The organism is Sphingomonas sp. 67-41 (assembly GCF_001899725.1).
Lineage (GTDB): Bacteria > Pseudomonadota > Alphaproteobacteria > Sphingomonadales > Sphingomonadaceae > Sphingomonas > Sphingomonas leidyi.
Genome location: NZ_MKWJ01000032.1, coordinates 99,936 through 113,559 on the forward strand (window position 1 = coordinate 99,936; position 13,624 = coordinate 113,559).

The following is a 13,624-nucleotide window of genomic DNA, read 5'->3' on the forward strand; positions in this document are numbered from 1 at the left end:
CCTTTCGTTTCCTCCTTCCAGCTTGATCGCCGCCGCCCGAGCGCCCAAATGACGCGCATGCTGATCGAGACCGAAGCCACGCCCAATCCGGCGACGCTCAAATTCCTTCCGGGCCGCACCGTGATGGAAGCGGGCACCCGCGACTTCGCGAACCCCGAAGAGGCCGAAGCCTCGCCGCTCGCCGAGGCGCTGTTCGGCCTGGGCGACGTGACCGGGGTGTTCTTCGGCCGCGACTTCATCTCGGTGACGATCGCTCCCGGTGCCGAATGGCGCGATGCCAAGCCCGACGTGCTCGGCATCCTGCTCGATCATTTCGCGGCGAACATGCCGCTGTTCCACGCCGCCTCCGCCGGCTTCAGCGTGCCGGCCGAGAGCCAGGATTTCGGCGACAATCCCGAGGACGCGGAGATCGTCGCGCAGATCAAGGAGCTGATCGAGACGCGCGTGCGCCCCGCCGTCGCCAATGATGGCGGCGACATCGTCTATCGCGGCTTCGATGCCGGCAAGGTCTATCTCCAGATGCAGGGCGCCTGTTCGGGCTGCCCCAGCTCGACCGCCACGCTCAAGAACGGCATCGAGCAGCTGCTCAAATACTACGTCCCCGAAGTCACCGAAGTCCGGGCCGTCTGAGCCCAATCGCCCAAGAAAGGACTGGAACATGGCCCAACCGCTCGACGACGCGGCGCTGGACACGATCTTCCGTACCGCGCGCACCTATAACGGCTATACCGACGCGCCGGTCACCCAGGCCGATATCCGCGACATCTACGGCCTGCTCAAGATGGGCCCCACCTCGGCCAACAACCAGGCCGCGCGCTTCGTGTGGCTGACCACGCCCGAGGCCCGGGAAAGGCTCGCGGCACTTTCGAGCAGCACCAATGCCGACAAGATCCGCAAGGCGCCGGCCGCGGTGATCATCGGCATGGACCTGGCGTTCAACGAACAGCTGCCCTGGCTCTTCCCGCACGCGCCGACCGCGAAGGACTGGTTCCCCACCGAGGAGAGCCGCTACACCACGGCTTTCCGCAACTCGTCGCTCCAGGGCGCGTATCTGCTGATCGCCGCCCGCGCGCTCGGTTTCGACACCGGTCCGATGTCGGGTTTCGACAACGCGAAGGTTGACGAAGCCTTTTTTGCGGACCAGCCCAATGTGAAGTCCAACTTCATCTCGACACTGGGACATGGCGACCCCTCCACCATCTTCGATCGACTCCCGCGGCCTGAATTCGAGCAGTTCAATCGCGTCCTCTGACCTGACGCTCGTCATCGAGACCGCGACCGCAGCCTGTTCGGTCGCATTGCTCGACGGGGCGACCGTGATCGCCGCGGCCCATGAAGTCGTGGGCCGCGGCCATGCGGAGCGCCTGGTGCCGATGATCGCCGCGCTGCCGGGCCAGGGCCGGGCGGCGCATATTCTCGTCGATGTCGGCCCCGGCAGCTTCACCGGCGTGCGCGTCGGCCTTGCTGCGGCGCTCGGCCTGTCGATCGGCTGGAGCGCGGACGTGCACGGCTATTCGTCGCTCGCACTCGTCGCCGCGGCCGGCTTCGCCGCCGACCCGGCGATCGCCAGCCTTGCCGTGGTGCTCGAAGGCGGGCACGGTGAGGTGTTCATGCAGGCTTTCCATTCCCAGCCGCTGCGGGAAGACGGGCCGTTCCGCTCGCTCGCTCCCGCCGCCGCCCTTGCCGCGATCGAGGGGCGCCCGGCCATTGGCAGCGGCGTCCGCCACCTGGCGCCGCTGGCCGAGGGGCCCGACCTGCGCGAGGCGCTGCCCGCCGCCGCCGACGTCCGGCTGCTCGCGGGGGGCTTCACCGCCCTGCCGGCCCGCCCCGTCTATGGCCGCGCGCCCGATGCCAAGACGCTCGCCGAGCGGGGCCTGGCATGAGCGGCACGATCAACCTGATCGAGCTGCGCGAAGGCGGGGCGCACGATCTCCACAGCGTCAACCGCATCATGCAGGAAGCATTCGACCCCCGGTTTGGCGAGGCCTGGACCAGCGCGCAGTGCCTCGGCATGCTCTCGCTCCCCGGCGTCTGGCTGGTGGTGGCCAGCGTCGACGGCCAGGATGCCGGCTTCTCCCTCGCCCGCGCCATTGCCGGCGAAGCCGAGTTGCTGCTCCTCGCCACGCACCCTGCCGCGCGCCGCCGCGGCGTTGCGGGAGCACTGCTTCGTGCGGTGATCGAAGAAGCCCGTGGCCGCGGTGTCGCGCGTCTTCATCTCGAGGTGCGTTCAGGAAACGATGCCGTCTGGCTCTACCGTCGCGAAGGCTTTGAAAAGGTCGGCGAGCGCAGGGACTATTATCGAGGACGTAGCGGGCAGTTGTTCGATGCCCATACCTATGCTCGGGATCTGGACTGAGACTTACGGATATCTGCAAATATGATCTTGCGTTTGATCCAAAATGGTCCGATAGGGTGATGCCGGGCGACGAGTGATAGTCGTCTTCGCCGGGTCGAAAGGAAAAAAATGGAAACGCAAGCCGAGATTGATGAAACGCTGGTCACCCTGACGGCAGATATTGTTGCGGCGCATGTCAGCAACAACAGTGTTGCGGTATCCGACCTTCCGACTCTCATCCAGAACGTGCATGGCGCGCTCTCGGGTCTTGGCCGCGCCGCCGCCGAGCCCGAAGTGAAGCAGGAGCCGGCCGTTTCCATTCGCGCCTCGGTGAAGCCCGACTATATCGTGTGCCTCGAGGACGGCAAGAAGCTCAAGATGCTGAAGCGTCACCTGATGACGCACTATCAGATGACGCCGGAGCAGTACCGCGCCAAGTGGAACCTGCCGGCCGACTATCCGATGGTCGCCCCCAATTATGCCGAGCAGCGCCGCAGCCTGGCGAAGAAGATCGGCCTGGGCACCAAGCGCCGCAAGCGCTGAGCCCCAGCCCGCCGAACAGGAAGGGCCGGTCCGGATCGCTCCGGGCCGGCCTTTCTCGTTGACCGCGCCTTTTCTCCGCCACAGTCTTCCAACTTCGGCGCACGCACGCTACATCGCGCCCATGGGCCGTAAGATCGATCTCGAAGCGCTCTGCCACGAGAAGGGGCTGCGCATCACCGAACAGCGCAAGGTGATTGCGCGCGTCCTCTCCGATGCGGAGGATCATCCCGACGTCGAAAAGGTCTATGAGCGCGCCTCGGCGATCGATCCGGGCATCTCCATCGCCACGGTCTATCGCACCGTGCGCCTGTTCGAGGAAGCGGGCATCCTCGACCGCCACGATTTCGGCGATGGCCGCGCCCGCTACGAGCCTTCGCCCGAAGCGCATCACGACCACCTGATCAACGTCGAGACGGGCGAAGTGATCGAGTTCGTCGATCCCGAGCTCGAGCAGTTGCAGAAGCAGATCGCCGAGCGACTGGGCTTCCGCCTGGTCGATCACCGCATGGAACTCTACGGCGTCGCGCTCGACCGCAAGAGCTGAGATGCCGGGCACCGGCGAGACCCGGGCCCAGCGCGCCGCGCGCCGGCGCGAGGACGCGATCCAGGGCCACGACACCCCGCTTACCCTGGCCGAGCAGTGCCGCATGTGGCGGCGCGTGGCGATGCTGGTGCTGGCGCTGCTGCTGCTCGTCCCGCTCCACTATCTCTTCCGCTTCGCCCGCCTGCCATCGCCCTGGCCGCGCTATTTCCTCTCCATCGCCGCCAGGATTTGCGGCGCGCGGATCAACCGCATCGGCACGCACCTGAAGCGCGACGTCTTCTACATCTCCAACCATCTGAGCTGGATCGACATATTGGCGCTGGGCGGCGCCAGCGGCACCGCCTTCATCGCCAAGGCGGAGATCCGGAGCTCGCCCATCGTCGGCTGGCTCGCCGGGCTCAACCGCACCGTCTATGTGAAGCGCGAGAACCGCCTGGGCGTCGCCGAGCAGATCAACGAGTTGCGCGACGCGCTGGCGGAGACCTGGGCGATCACGGTCTTCCCCGAGGGCACCACCACCGACGGCAAGTCGCTCCTTCCCTTCAAGACGCCGATGCTGCGCGTGCTCGAGCCGCCGCCCCCCGGGGTTATGGTGCAGCCGGTGATGCTCCATTATGGCGCGGCGGCGGACGACATCTGCTGGATCGGCCAGGAACGCGGGCTCAACAATGCGCGGCGCGTGCTCGGCCGCAAGGGCAGCTTCCGGCTCGACGTGCATTTCCTCGAGCCCTTCCATCCGCGCGACTTTCCCGGCCGCAAGGTGATCGCCGCGGAGAGCCGGCGGCGGATCGAGGAGGCGCTGGTCGCAGTGCTGGGCCAGCCGCTCCGCACCTTCCGCTTCGCCGAGGACCCGATCGGGTATCGGCCGAAGCCGGGGGGCTGAGGCACCCCTCCCTTTCGGCGAGGGACGTAAGTCGGTATAGCCCCGCCCGATGAACGCCCCCAAGAATCCCAGGACCTTCCAGGTCAAATCGTTCGGCTGCCAGATGAACGTCTATGACGGCGAACGCATGGCCGAGCTGATGGCCGCGCAGGGCATGACCGCCGCCGCCGAGGGCGAGGCCGCCGATCTCGTCGTGCTCAACACCTGCCACATCCGCGAAAAGGCGACCGAGAAAGTCTATTCGGACATCGGCCGCCTGCGGAAGGGCGCGCGCGCGGACGGGCGCGCGGAGCCGATGATCGCCATCGCCGGCTGCGTCGCCCAGGCCGAGGGCGAGGAGATCGTCCGCCGCGCCAAGGTCGATGTCGTCGTGGGCCCGCAGGCCTATCACAACCTGCCCGAGCTGGTGGCGAAGGCCGCCAGCGGCCAGTCGACCCTCGATACCGACATGCCGGCGCTCAGCAAGTTCGGCGCGCTGCCCCGGCGTCGCAAGGTCGGCCCCACGGCCTTCCTCACCGTGCAGGAAGGCTGCGACAAATTCTGCACCTATTGCGTCGTGCCCTATACGCGCGGCGCCGAGATCAGCCGGTCCTTCGCCGAACTGGTCGACGAGGCCAAGGCGCTCGTCGATGCCGGCGCGCGCGAGATCACGCTGCTCGGCCAGAACGTCAATGCCTGGGACGACGATGCCGGCACCGGGCTGCACGGCCTGATCCGCGCGCTCGATCGGATCGAGGGCCTGGAGCGCATCCGCTACACCACCAGCCACCCCAACGACATGCGCGAGGGCCTGATCCGTGCCCATGCCGAAGTGGCCAAGCTGATGCCGTTCCTCCATTTGCCGGTGCAGGCGGGAAGCGACCGCATCCTCAAGGCAATGAACCGCAGCCACACGCGCGATTCCTATCTGGAGATTCTCGAGCGCGTCCGCGTCGCGCGGCCCGACATCGCACTGTCGGGCGATTTCATCGTCGGCTTCCCGGGCGAGACCGACGCCGAGTTCGAGGAAACGCTGCGCCTGGTCGACGCAGTGGGCTATGCCCAATGCTTCAGCTTCAAGTACAGCCCGCGCCCGGGCACGCCCGCCGCAGAGATGACCGATCGGTTCGTTCCCGCCGAAGTGATGGACGAGCGCCTGCAGCGCCTCCAGGCCGCGCTCAACCGCGACCAGCTCGCCTTCAACCGCGCGACCGCCGGCAAGCGCTGCCCGGTGCTGATCGAGCGCCAGGGCAAGCTCCCCGGCCAGATGCTCGGCAAGTCGCCCTGGCTCCAGTCGGTCTATCTCGATACCGATGCCGGGATCGGCGACATGGTCGATGTCGAGATCGTCGCGGGCTTCGCCAATTCGCTGCAAGGAACCGAAATGGTCCGCGCGGCGGCCTAGGCCGCGTTCGGCGGCCATCGCTCCGCTGCCGGTGCCGCGATCTCGCGCGGCGAGAAGCCGAGATTCCGCGCCATCCCGATGCTCCGCGCAGCGTCCAGATCCTCCTCGGTGAAGATCCGACAGGGGCGGTTTCGGACCCTGGCCATGTGGCACGCATCGCACAGTCCATCGCTTCGTTGCTGCAACCGCCGCATTCCCCCTGTCCAAGTTGGAAATCCTCTGCCACTCTCCCCATATCGCATGCGCCAGGGAACCGCCCGCATCGTCTTCGCTTTGACACGCAGCGTCTCTACGCGCGTCGGGCAAGGGACGTCCGCGCGCATGCGTGGCACCGTCAACAGAGTCCATATCTCGCAGCCGCAAGGAGCCGCATGAGCCGCAAGCCTGTCCCCGCCCAGTCCGGTGAACGCAGCCGCGCCGAGGTGAATTTCGACAAGCCCCAACTCCTGCCGCAGCTCTTCGGCGAATTCGACAGCAACATCCTCGCCCTGGAAGAGCGGCTCGGCGTGTACATCCATGCTCGCGGCCAGCGCGTGCAGATCGAAGGATCTGCCGAGGCCGTCGCCCATGCCCGCGAAGTGCTGCAGGAACTGCACGCCCGCGTCATCCGCGGCGAGGAAGTCGATACCGGGCTGATCGACGCCGTGATCGCGATGTCGAGCGAGCCGACGCTCACCGGCATCATCAAGGCGGACAATGGCAACGCCCCGCCCCAGATCATGATCCGCACGCGCAAGAAGACGATCGTGCCCCGCTCGGTCGCGCAGACCCAGTATATGCGCGCGCTCGTCTCGAACGACATGATCTTCGCATTGGGCCCGGCGGGCACGGGCAAGACCTATCTCGCCGTGGCGCAGGCAGTCGCGCAACTGATCACCGGCAGCGTCCAGCGGCTGATCCTTTCCCGTCCCGCGGTGGAGGCCGGCGAGCGGCTGGGCTTCCTGCCCGGCGACATGAAGGAGAAGGTCGATCCCTATCTCCGCCCGATCTACGATGCGCTCTACGATTGCCTGCCCGCCGAGCAGGTGGAGCGGCGCATCGCCAGCGGCGAGATCGAGATCGCCCCGATCGCCTTCATGCGCGGCCGCACGCTGGCGGATGCGTTCGTCATCCTCGACGAGGCGCAGAACACCACGCCGGCGCAGATGAAGATGTTCCTCACCCGCTTCGGCCAGAACAGCCGGATGGTGATCTGCGGCGATCCCAACCAGGTCGACCTGCCCGGCGGCCCGCCCGCCTCGGGCCTGAACGACGCGACGCGACGGCTCGAGGGCGTGGAGGGCATCGCCTTCTCGCGCTTCTCGACGGCGGACGTGGTCCGCCACCCGATCGTCGGCCGCATCGTCGAGGCATATGAGGGACCGAATGCCTGATACTTTCCTGATCCTCCCCGTTCTGGGGGGGATCTAGATGCTTGACGTTGCCGCCCTGGTCGAATCGCCCTGGCCCGACGCGGACTGGGAAACGCTCGCCCTCCGCGCCGCCGAGACCGCGCTTCGCCAGACCCCCTTCCTCGAGTGGCTGGATCATGCCGCGACGATCGAAGTCGCGGTGCGCTTCACTTCGGACGAGGAAGTCCATGTCCTCAACCGCCAGTATCGGGGCAAGGACAAGCCGACCAACGTGCTCTCCTTCCCGATGGTCCAGCCGGACCTGATGGAAGCGGTCACCGAGAACAGCGACGATGGCGAGGTGCTGCTGGGCGATATCGTCCTGGCGCACGGCGTCTGCGCCGCCGAGGCGATGGAGCGCCGGGTTTCGGTCGAGGACCATGCAACGCACCTGATTGTCCACGGCCTGCTGCATTTGCTAGGCTATGACCATATGGACGATGCCGAAGCCGAGGCGATGGAGGAAATGGAGCGCGCCGCGCTTCGCGACCTCGGCCTGCACGACCCCTATCTGATACGCGAGGATTGAACACCGAACATGCCCGAGGGCCCTAGTAGCAACGGCAATGGAGACGGCCACGAAGGTGGCGGAATATGGCGCGGCATCCGCACCCTCCTGTTCGGTGACGACCAAGAAGAAACGCTGCGCGACCGCATCGAGGACGCAATCGACGAGCATGACGAGGGCGGCCGCGCCCCGGCGGGCGACCTGGCGCCGATCGAGCGCCAGATGCTGCGCAACCTGCTCCATTTCGGCGAGCGCGATGCCGGCGATGTCGGCGTGCCGCGCGCAGACATCATCGCGGTCGAGGAACGGACCAGCTTCGCCGATCTGGTGAAGCTGTTCGAGGAAGCCGGCCACAGCCGCCTTCCCGTCTATCGCGAAGAGCTCGATACCATCATCGGCATGGTCCATATCAAGGACGTGTTCAACATCCTGGCGAGCGGTGCGCCGCACCCCGCCAGCATTGCCGGCCTGATCCGCCAGCCGCTCTACGTGCCCCAGTCGATGGGCGCGCTCGACCTGCTCGCCCAGATGCGCGGGCGACGCACCCATCTCGCCATCGTGCTCGACGAATATTCGGGCACCGAGGGGCTGATCACGATCGAGGACCTGATCGAGGAGATCGTCGGCGAGATCGAGGACGAGCATGACGAGGCGCCCACCGCGCTGCTCGTGCCGATCGAAGGCGGCGGCTGGGACGCCGATGCCCGTGCCGAGCTCGAGGACGTCGCCGAGACGGTCGATCCGCGCCTGGGCGAAGTCGATGGCGATGTCGACACGCTGGGCGGCCTAGCCTTCGTGCTCGCCGGGCATGTGCCCGAGGCGGGCGAGTGCCTGGAGCATGACAGCGGCTGGAAGCTCGAGATCGTCGAGGCCGATCCCAAGCGCGTCACGCGGCTGAGGCTGCATCCGCCGGCGGAAAAGGCGCTGGCGGAGGAGTAGGCGGCCGCAACCGGGCGGAAAGCTCCCCTCCCTTTCAGGGAGGGGAACGGAGATGACGTCGCACCCGGGAACAGCATGCCGGGCCTTCCGCGCTTCCCCGCGCATGACAACAACATGTCGCAAAAATCACCCGGTCGATCACTGACGGCGATCTAATCCATTTCTGCGATCACTGCGCCCCGGCTAGCCTCTACGAGACTCAGGGAAGCGCTTGCTTCCCGAGCGACCAAGCAATCGAGAGGAATCGATCCCATGGACGCACCAACCACCGGCAGCCCGCTGAGCGACCCGTCGAAGGAGCCCCAGGCGCTGCGCACGTTGCTGGGCCGCACCAACCGCGATTGGTGGCCGGAGCAGCTGAGCCTGGAAATCCTCTCCCAGGGCGGCGTCTCGCCCAATCCCTATGGCGAGAGCTTCGACTATCGCGCCGCTTTCGACAGCCTCGACTATTTCGCGCTCAAGGCGGATCTCACTGCGCTGATGACGGACAGCCAGCCCTGGTGGCCGGCCGATTACGGGCATTACGGCCCCTTCTTCATCCGCATGGCCTGGCACTCGGCCGGCACCTATCGCACGGGGGACGGCCGCGGCGGCTCGTCCTCGGGCTCGCAGCGCTTCGCGCCGCTCAACAGCTGGCCGGACAATGGCAATCTCGACAAGGCCCGCCGGCTCCTGTGGCCGATCAAGCGGAAATATGGCGCGAAGATCAGCTGGGCGGATCTGTTCATCCTGGCCGGCAACGTCGCGATCGAATCGATGGGTGGCCCGACCTTCGGCTTCTCCGGCGGCCGGGAGGACATTTTCGAGCCCGAGCGCGACATCTATTGGGGCACCGAGGAGCAATGGGTCGGCCACCCCGAGAACAAGACCCGCATCGATGACGAGGCGGGCATGGCGCTCGAAGAGCCGCTCGCCGCGATCCAGATGGGCCTGATCTACGTCAACCCCGAGGGCCCGGGCGGCAAGCCCGACACCAAGGGTTCGGCGCGCGACCTGCGCCGCACCTTCGCCAACATGGCGATGAACGACGAGGAGACCGCGGCGCTCACCGCCGGCGGCCATACGTTCGGCAAGGCGCATGGCGCGGGCGATGCGAAGCATGTCGGCCGCGAGCCCGAGGCCGCGGGCATGGCCTCGATGGGCCTGGGCTGGATCTCGACGCACGAGACCGGGATGGGCGACCACACCATCACTTCGGGCATCGAAGGCGCCTGGACCCCGACGCCGACGAAATGGGACATGACCTATTTCGACATGCTGCTCGACCATGAATATGAGCTGGTGAAGAGCCCGGCGGGCGCCCAGCAGTGGCAGCCGGTCGGCAATCCCGAGGAGACCCTCGCGCCGGCGGCGCATACGCCGGGCAGGAAGGTCCCGACGATGATGACCACCGCCGACAAGGCGTTCAAGGACGATGGCGACTATCGCAAGATCCTGGAGAAGTTCCGCAGCGACCCGGCCTATTTCGCCGATGCCTTCGCCCGCGCCTGGTTCAAGCTGACGCACCGCGACATGGGCCCGAAGACCCGGTATCTCGGGCCGGAAGTGCCGCAGGAGGACCTGATCTGGCAGGATCCGATCCCGGCCGGCACCAAGCTCGGCGACGGCGATATCGCGACGCTCAAGGGCAAGATCGCCGCTTCGGGCCTCACCGTGCAGCAGCTGGTCAAGACTGCCTGGGCCTCGGCCTCGACCTATCGCGGGTCGGACCGGCGCGGCGGCGCCAATGGCGCACGCATCCGGCTGGCGCCGCAGAAGGACTGGGAAGCCAATGAGCCGGCCGAGCTCGCCAGGGTACTGAAGGTCTATGAGGGCATCCAGGCCGATTTCGGCGGCAAGGTGAGCATCGCCGACCTGATCGTGCTGGGCGGCAATCTCGGCGTCGAGCAGGCCGCGAAGGCGGCGGGCCATGACGTGACCGTGCCCTTCACCTCGGGCCGCGGCGACGCCACCGACGCGCAGACCGATGCCGAGAGCTTCGACGTGCTCCAGCCGCGCGCCGATGGCTTCCGCAACTATCTGGCGGTCCGCTTCAGCGTGCCCACCGAGGAGTTGCTGGTCGATCGCGCCCAGCTGCTCGGCCTGTCGGCGCCCGAGATGACCGTCCTGGTCGGCGGGCTGCGCGTGCTCGGCGCCAACCATGCCAAGGCGGGCAAGCACGGCCAGTTCACCGATCGCCTCGGCCAGCTCACCAACGACTTCTTCGTCAACATCCTCGACATGGGGACGGTGTGGAAGGAGATCGACGAGAGTGCCGACGAGGAATTCACCGGCACCGACCGCGCCACCGGCGCACGGAAATGGACGGCCTCGCGCACCGACCTGGTGTTCGGCTCCAACTCGCAGCTGCGCGCGATTTCGGAAGTCTATGCCGAGGCCGGCGGTGGCGACCGGTTCGTGCAGGACTTCGTCGCCGCCTGGGCCAAGGTGATGAACGCCGATCGCTTCGACCTGAAATGACCGACCAATTCCTCCCCGAGCCTCGCTCGGGGAGGATTTTAATTGGATTGGCTTCCCCCTTTCCCGCCCCTATCGTTCCGCCATGCTCAAGCGGATCCTCATCGTCCTGGCCATCCTCGCGGTGGCGCTCATCGGCCTCTTCATCTGGGCCACCCGGCCGGATGTCGCCAAGCTGCCCGAACAGGCCGTGACCGGCGTGATCCCGCAACTGGGCGAGGCCCGCTACCAGGACATCCCGACGATCCGCATCGCCAAGCCGGTGGGCTGGGCGAACGGCGCGAAGCCGGTGGCGCCCGCCGGGATCGAAGTCGCACCCTTCGCCGACAAGCTCGATCACCCGCGCTGGCTGTATCGCCTGCCCAATGGCGACGTGCTGGTCGCCGAAACCAACTCGCCCCCGCGCGAGGGCGGCGGCATCACCGGCTGGATCATGGGCATCCTGATGAACCGCGCCGGTGCCGGCGTGCCCTCGGCCAACCGCATCACGCTGCTGCGCGACACCAATGGCGACGGCGTTGCCGACCAGCGCTCGACCCTGCTCGAAGGCCTCAACTCGCCCAGCGGCATGGCCCTGGTCGGCGACTGGCTCTACGTCGCCAATACCGATGCGCTCGTCCGCTTCCCCTACAAGACGGGCGAGACCAGGATCACCGCCAAGCCGGAGAAGATCGTCGACCTGGCCGGCGGCGGCAATCACTGGGCGCGCAACATCCTCGCCTCGCCCGACGGCAAGCGCATCTATGTCGCGGTCGGATCTTCCTCGAACATCGCCGAGAACGGGCTCGACAAGGAAGGCGACATCTATGCCGCGGACACCCCCTTCCAGGTCGCGAAGCAGCTCGACGCGGCCCGGCGCACCCGCGCCGCGATCCTCGAAGTGGTGCCCGAGACCAAGTCGTCGCGCGTCTATGCCTGGGGCCTGCGCAATCCGAACGGCATGGCCTTCGAGCCGCATACCGGCAATCTGTGGACCGTGGTCAACGAGCGCGACATGCTCGGCTCGGACATGCCGCCCGACTATCTCACCCAGGTCGATTTCGGCGCCTTCTATGGCTGGCCGTGGAATTACTGGGGCGGCTATGTCGACAAGCGCGTGACGCCCGAGCGGCCGGACCTGCGCGAATATACCAAGCGCCCGGATTTCGCGCTGGGCGCGCATACCGCGCCGCTCGGTCTCGCCTTCGCCGCCGACGCCAAGCTCGGCGGCCCGTTCGTCAACGGCGCCTTCGTCGCGCTGCACGGCTCGTGGAACCGCGAGCCGCCCTCGGGCTACAAGCTCGTCTTCGTGCCGTTCGGCGACAATGGCTATCCGCGCAAGGACGCCAAGCCGGTCGACCTGCTCACCGGCTTCCTCGCCAAGGACGGCAAGACGGTGAACGGCCGCCCCGTGGGCGTGATCACCGATGCCGGCGGCGCGCTGCTGGTAGCGGACGATGTCGGCAACATGATCTGGCGCGTGAGCAGCAAGGCCGGCGCGCCGATCGCGGGCGCACCCGCACCCGCCTCGCCCAAATAGCGCGATCCGGTCTCCCCGGCCTTGTGCCGGGGTCCGCCGGAAGGCGGGGTGCCAGATCCGGAGGCTTGAGCGCAAGCAGCGCGGCATGGCGGCCCCCGGCACAAGGCCGGGAGGACGCCCCTCCTATGCTACGGCATCCCTCAAGCCGTCGGGATTTGCTGGCTGATGCAGTGGAAGCTGCCGCCGCCGGTCAGGATATGATCGGCGCGCTGGCCGATGATCGCCCGTCCGGGAAAGAGCCTGGCCAGCATGTCGACCGCCGCCTGGTCGTTCTCCTGCCCGTAGAGCGGGACCACCACCGCGGCATTGCCGATATAGAAGTTCATATAGCTCGCCGGAATGATCTCCTCATCCTCGTTGAGCACCCGGCCCGGCGAGGGGAAGCGCACCACTTCGACGCCGGCACGCTCGGCGCGCGCGGCGGCATCCTGGTAGATGCGCCAATTGGGGTCGTTCTCGGCGCCCTCGGGAACCAGCAGCCGGTTAGGGCCGATGAAGCGGGCGAGATTGTCGACATGGCCGTCGGTATGGTCGTTGAGCAGCCCGTCGCCCAGCCACAGCACCTGGGTATAGCCCAGGTCCTTGCGCAGCATTTCCTCGACATCGGCCTTGCTCAGCTGCGGGTTGCGATTGCGGTTGAGCAGGCATTGCTCGGTGGTGACGACGAGGCCGGTGCCGTCGCCGTCGATCGCGCCGCCCTCGAGGATCCAGCCATGGTCCTCGACGTGCATCCGGGCCCGCTCGGCCAGGCGATGGCCGATATCGTCATCGCCTTCGAGATCATATTTGCCGCCCCAGCCGTTGAACCGGAAGTCGTGCGCGGTGCCGTCGCCGCCGATGATCGCGGCGGTGTCGCGCAGCCAGATGTCGCCGAACGGCTCCACCACCACCTTGGCGGAATTCCCCGCCAAGGTACGGGCGGCCTTGGCGGATTCTTCGTTCGCGGCGACCAGGATCACCTGTTCGCCCTTGCCCTCGGCATGCACCGCCTTGGCAAAGGCGGCGACTTCCAGCCGGGCGGAGGCCAGGTCTTCGAGCCAGAGTTCGGGATGGCTGGGAAAGCCGATCCACACGGCGTGATGATGCGCCCATTCGGGCTTGGGGGGAGGCGGAATCGTCAT

At 67.1% G+C, this 13,624-nt stretch carries 14 protein-coding genes; 13 read left to right on the forward strand and 1 reads right to left on the reverse strand.

Translation table 11 applies throughout. The annotated features are described in order from the left end of the window. Window positions 1-57: 57 nt before the first annotated feature. The 13 genes from BGP17_RS22635 to BGP17_RS22695 all read left to right on the forward strand — a co-directional run bounded on the left by BGP17_RS22635 (window position 58) and on the right by BGP17_RS22695 (window position 12,503). Window positions 58-630, forward strand: a complete 573-nt coding sequence (locus tag BGP17_RS22635) for a NifU family protein (protein WP_167301433.1) — start codon at window positions 58-60, stop codon at window positions 628-630. Window positions 631-658: 28 nt separating this feature from the next. Further along, entirely contained in the window at window positions 659-1,252 is a 594-nt protein-coding gene (locus BGP17_RS22640) for a malonic semialdehyde reductase (protein WP_167301337.1), read from the forward strand. After that, on the forward strand, window positions 1,182-1,883 hold the full coding sequence (gene tsaB / locus BGP17_RS22645) for a tRNA (adenosine(37)-N6)-threonylcarbamoyltransferase complex dimerization subunit type 1 TsaB (protein ID WP_286713718.1): 702 nt from the start codon (window positions 1,182-1,184) through the stop codon (window positions 1,881-1,883). The genes BGP17_RS22640 and tsaB overlap by 71 nt, the downstream gene beginning before the upstream one ends. Next, window positions 1,880-2,356 (forward strand): GNAT family N-acetyltransferase, encoded by a 477-nt coding sequence (locus BGP17_RS22650; protein WP_167301335.1) that lies wholly within the window; start codon window positions 1,880-1,882, stop codon window positions 2,354-2,356. Before tsaB ends, BGP17_RS22650 begins: the two co-directional genes overlap by 4 nt. Window positions 2,357-2,464: 108 nt before the next feature. Further along, complete coding sequence (locus BGP17_RS22655) at window positions 2,465-2,878, forward strand: Ros/MucR family transcriptional regulator (RefSeq protein WP_086128275.1); 414 nt, start codon at window positions 2,465-2,467, stop codon at window positions 2,876-2,878. A 121-nt stretch (window positions 2,879-2,999) separates the two neighbouring features. Then, on the forward strand, window positions 3,000-3,422 hold the full coding sequence (locus BGP17_RS22660; protein WP_137864504.1) for a Fur family transcriptional regulator: 423 nt from the start codon (window positions 3,000-3,002) through the stop codon (window positions 3,420-3,422). A 1-nt stretch (window position 3,423) separates the two neighbouring features. After that, on the forward strand, window positions 3,424-4,305 hold the full coding sequence (locus BGP17_RS22665) for a lysophospholipid acyltransferase family protein (protein WP_286713720.1): 882 nt from the start codon (window positions 3,424-3,426) through the stop codon (window positions 4,303-4,305). Window positions 4,306-4,354: 49 nt separating this feature from the next. Further along, window positions 4,355-5,689, forward strand: a complete 1,335-nt coding sequence (gene miaB / locus BGP17_RS22670) for a tRNA (N6-isopentenyl adenosine(37)-C2)-methylthiotransferase MiaB (protein ID WP_286713722.1) — start codon at window positions 4,355-4,357, stop codon at window positions 5,687-5,689. Window positions 5,690-6,060: 371 nt separating this feature from the next. Further along, on the forward strand, window positions 6,061-7,062 hold the full coding sequence (locus tag BGP17_RS22675; protein ID WP_086128269.1) for a PhoH family protein: 1,002 nt from the start codon (window positions 6,061-6,063) through the stop codon (window positions 7,060-7,062). A 37-nt stretch (window positions 7,063-7,099) separates the two neighbouring features. Continuing rightward, window positions 7,100-7,609, forward strand: a complete 510-nt coding sequence (ybeY, locus tag BGP17_RS22680; RefSeq protein ID WP_286713723.1) for an rRNA maturation RNase YbeY — start codon at window positions 7,100-7,102, stop codon at window positions 7,607-7,609. Between the two features lie 9 nt (window positions 7,610-7,618). Next, a complete protein-coding gene (locus BGP17_RS22685) occupies window positions 7,619-8,527 on the forward strand; it encodes a hemolysin family protein (protein WP_167301330.1) in 909 nt (302 codons plus the stop codon). 252 nt (window positions 8,528-8,779) lie between these two features. Continuing rightward, complete coding sequence (gene katG, locus BGP17_RS22690) at window positions 8,780-10,987, forward strand: catalase/peroxidase HPI (protein ID WP_167301329.1); 2,208 nt, start codon at window positions 8,780-8,782, stop codon at window positions 10,985-10,987. An 82-nt stretch (window positions 10,988-11,069) separates the two neighbouring features. After that, window positions 11,070-12,503, forward strand: coding sequence for a PQQ-dependent sugar dehydrogenase (locus tag BGP17_RS22695; protein ID WP_286713724.1), 1,434 nt, complete (start codon window positions 11,070-11,072; stop codon window positions 12,501-12,503). A 140-nt stretch (window positions 12,504-12,643) separates the two neighbouring features. On the opposite strand, the gene BGP17_RS22700 is transcribed toward BGP17_RS22695, so the two are convergent. Further along, window positions 12,644-13,624 (reverse strand): agmatine deiminase family protein, encoded by a 981-nt coding sequence (locus tag BGP17_RS22700; RefSeq protein ID WP_286713725.1) that lies wholly within the window; start codon window positions 13,622-13,624, stop codon window positions 12,644-12,646.

Coding starts and splice junctions, on each gene's coding strand:
- tsaB (WP_286713718.1), top strand. CDS start 1,182: ATGGCGACCCCTCCACCATCTTCGATCGACTCCCGCGGCCTGAATTCG.
- katG (WP_167301329.1), top strand. CDS start 8,780: ATGGACGCACCAACCACCGGCAGCCCGCTGAGCGACCCGTCGAAGGAG.
- BGP17_RS22700 (WP_286713725.1), bottom strand. CDS start 13,624: ATGACGATTCCGCCTCCCCCCAAGCCCGAATGGGCGCATCATCACGCC.
- BGP17_RS22685 (WP_167301330.1), top strand. CDS start 7,619: ATGCCCGAGGGCCCTAGTAGCAACGGCAATGGAGACGGCCACGAAGGT.
- BGP17_RS22640 (WP_167301337.1), top strand. CDS start 659: ATGGCCCAACCGCTCGACGACGCGGCGCTGGACACGATCTTCCGTACC.
- BGP17_RS22665 (WP_286713720.1), top strand. CDS start 3,424: ATGCCGGGCACCGGCGAGACCCGGGCCCAGCGCGCCGCGCGCCGGCGC.
- BGP17_RS22635 (WP_167301433.1), top strand. CDS start 58: ATGCTGATCGAGACCGAAGCCACGCCCAATCCGGCGACGCTCAAATTC.
- BGP17_RS22655 (WP_086128275.1), top strand. CDS start 2,465: ATGGAAACGCAAGCCGAGATTGATGAAACGCTGGTCACCCTGACGGCA.
- BGP17_RS22650 (WP_167301335.1), top strand. CDS start 1,880: ATGAGCGGCACGATCAACCTGATCGAGCTGCGCGAAGGCGGGGCGCAC.
- ybeY (WP_286713723.1), top strand. CDS start 7,100: ATGCTTGACGTTGCCGCCCTGGTCGAATCGCCCTGGCCCGACGCGGAC.
- BGP17_RS22695 (WP_286713724.1), top strand. CDS start 11,070: ATGCTCAAGCGGATCCTCATCGTCCTGGCCATCCTCGCGGTGGCGCTC.
- BGP17_RS22675 (WP_086128269.1), top strand. CDS start 6,061: ATGAGCCGCAAGCCTGTCCCCGCCCAGTCCGGTGAACGCAGCCGCGCC.
- BGP17_RS22660 (WP_137864504.1), top strand. CDS start 3,000: ATGGGCCGTAAGATCGATCTCGAAGCGCTCTGCCACGAGAAGGGGCTG.
- miaB (WP_286713722.1), top strand. CDS start 4,355: ATGAACGCCCCCAAGAATCCCAGGACCTTCCAGGTCAAATCGTTCGGC.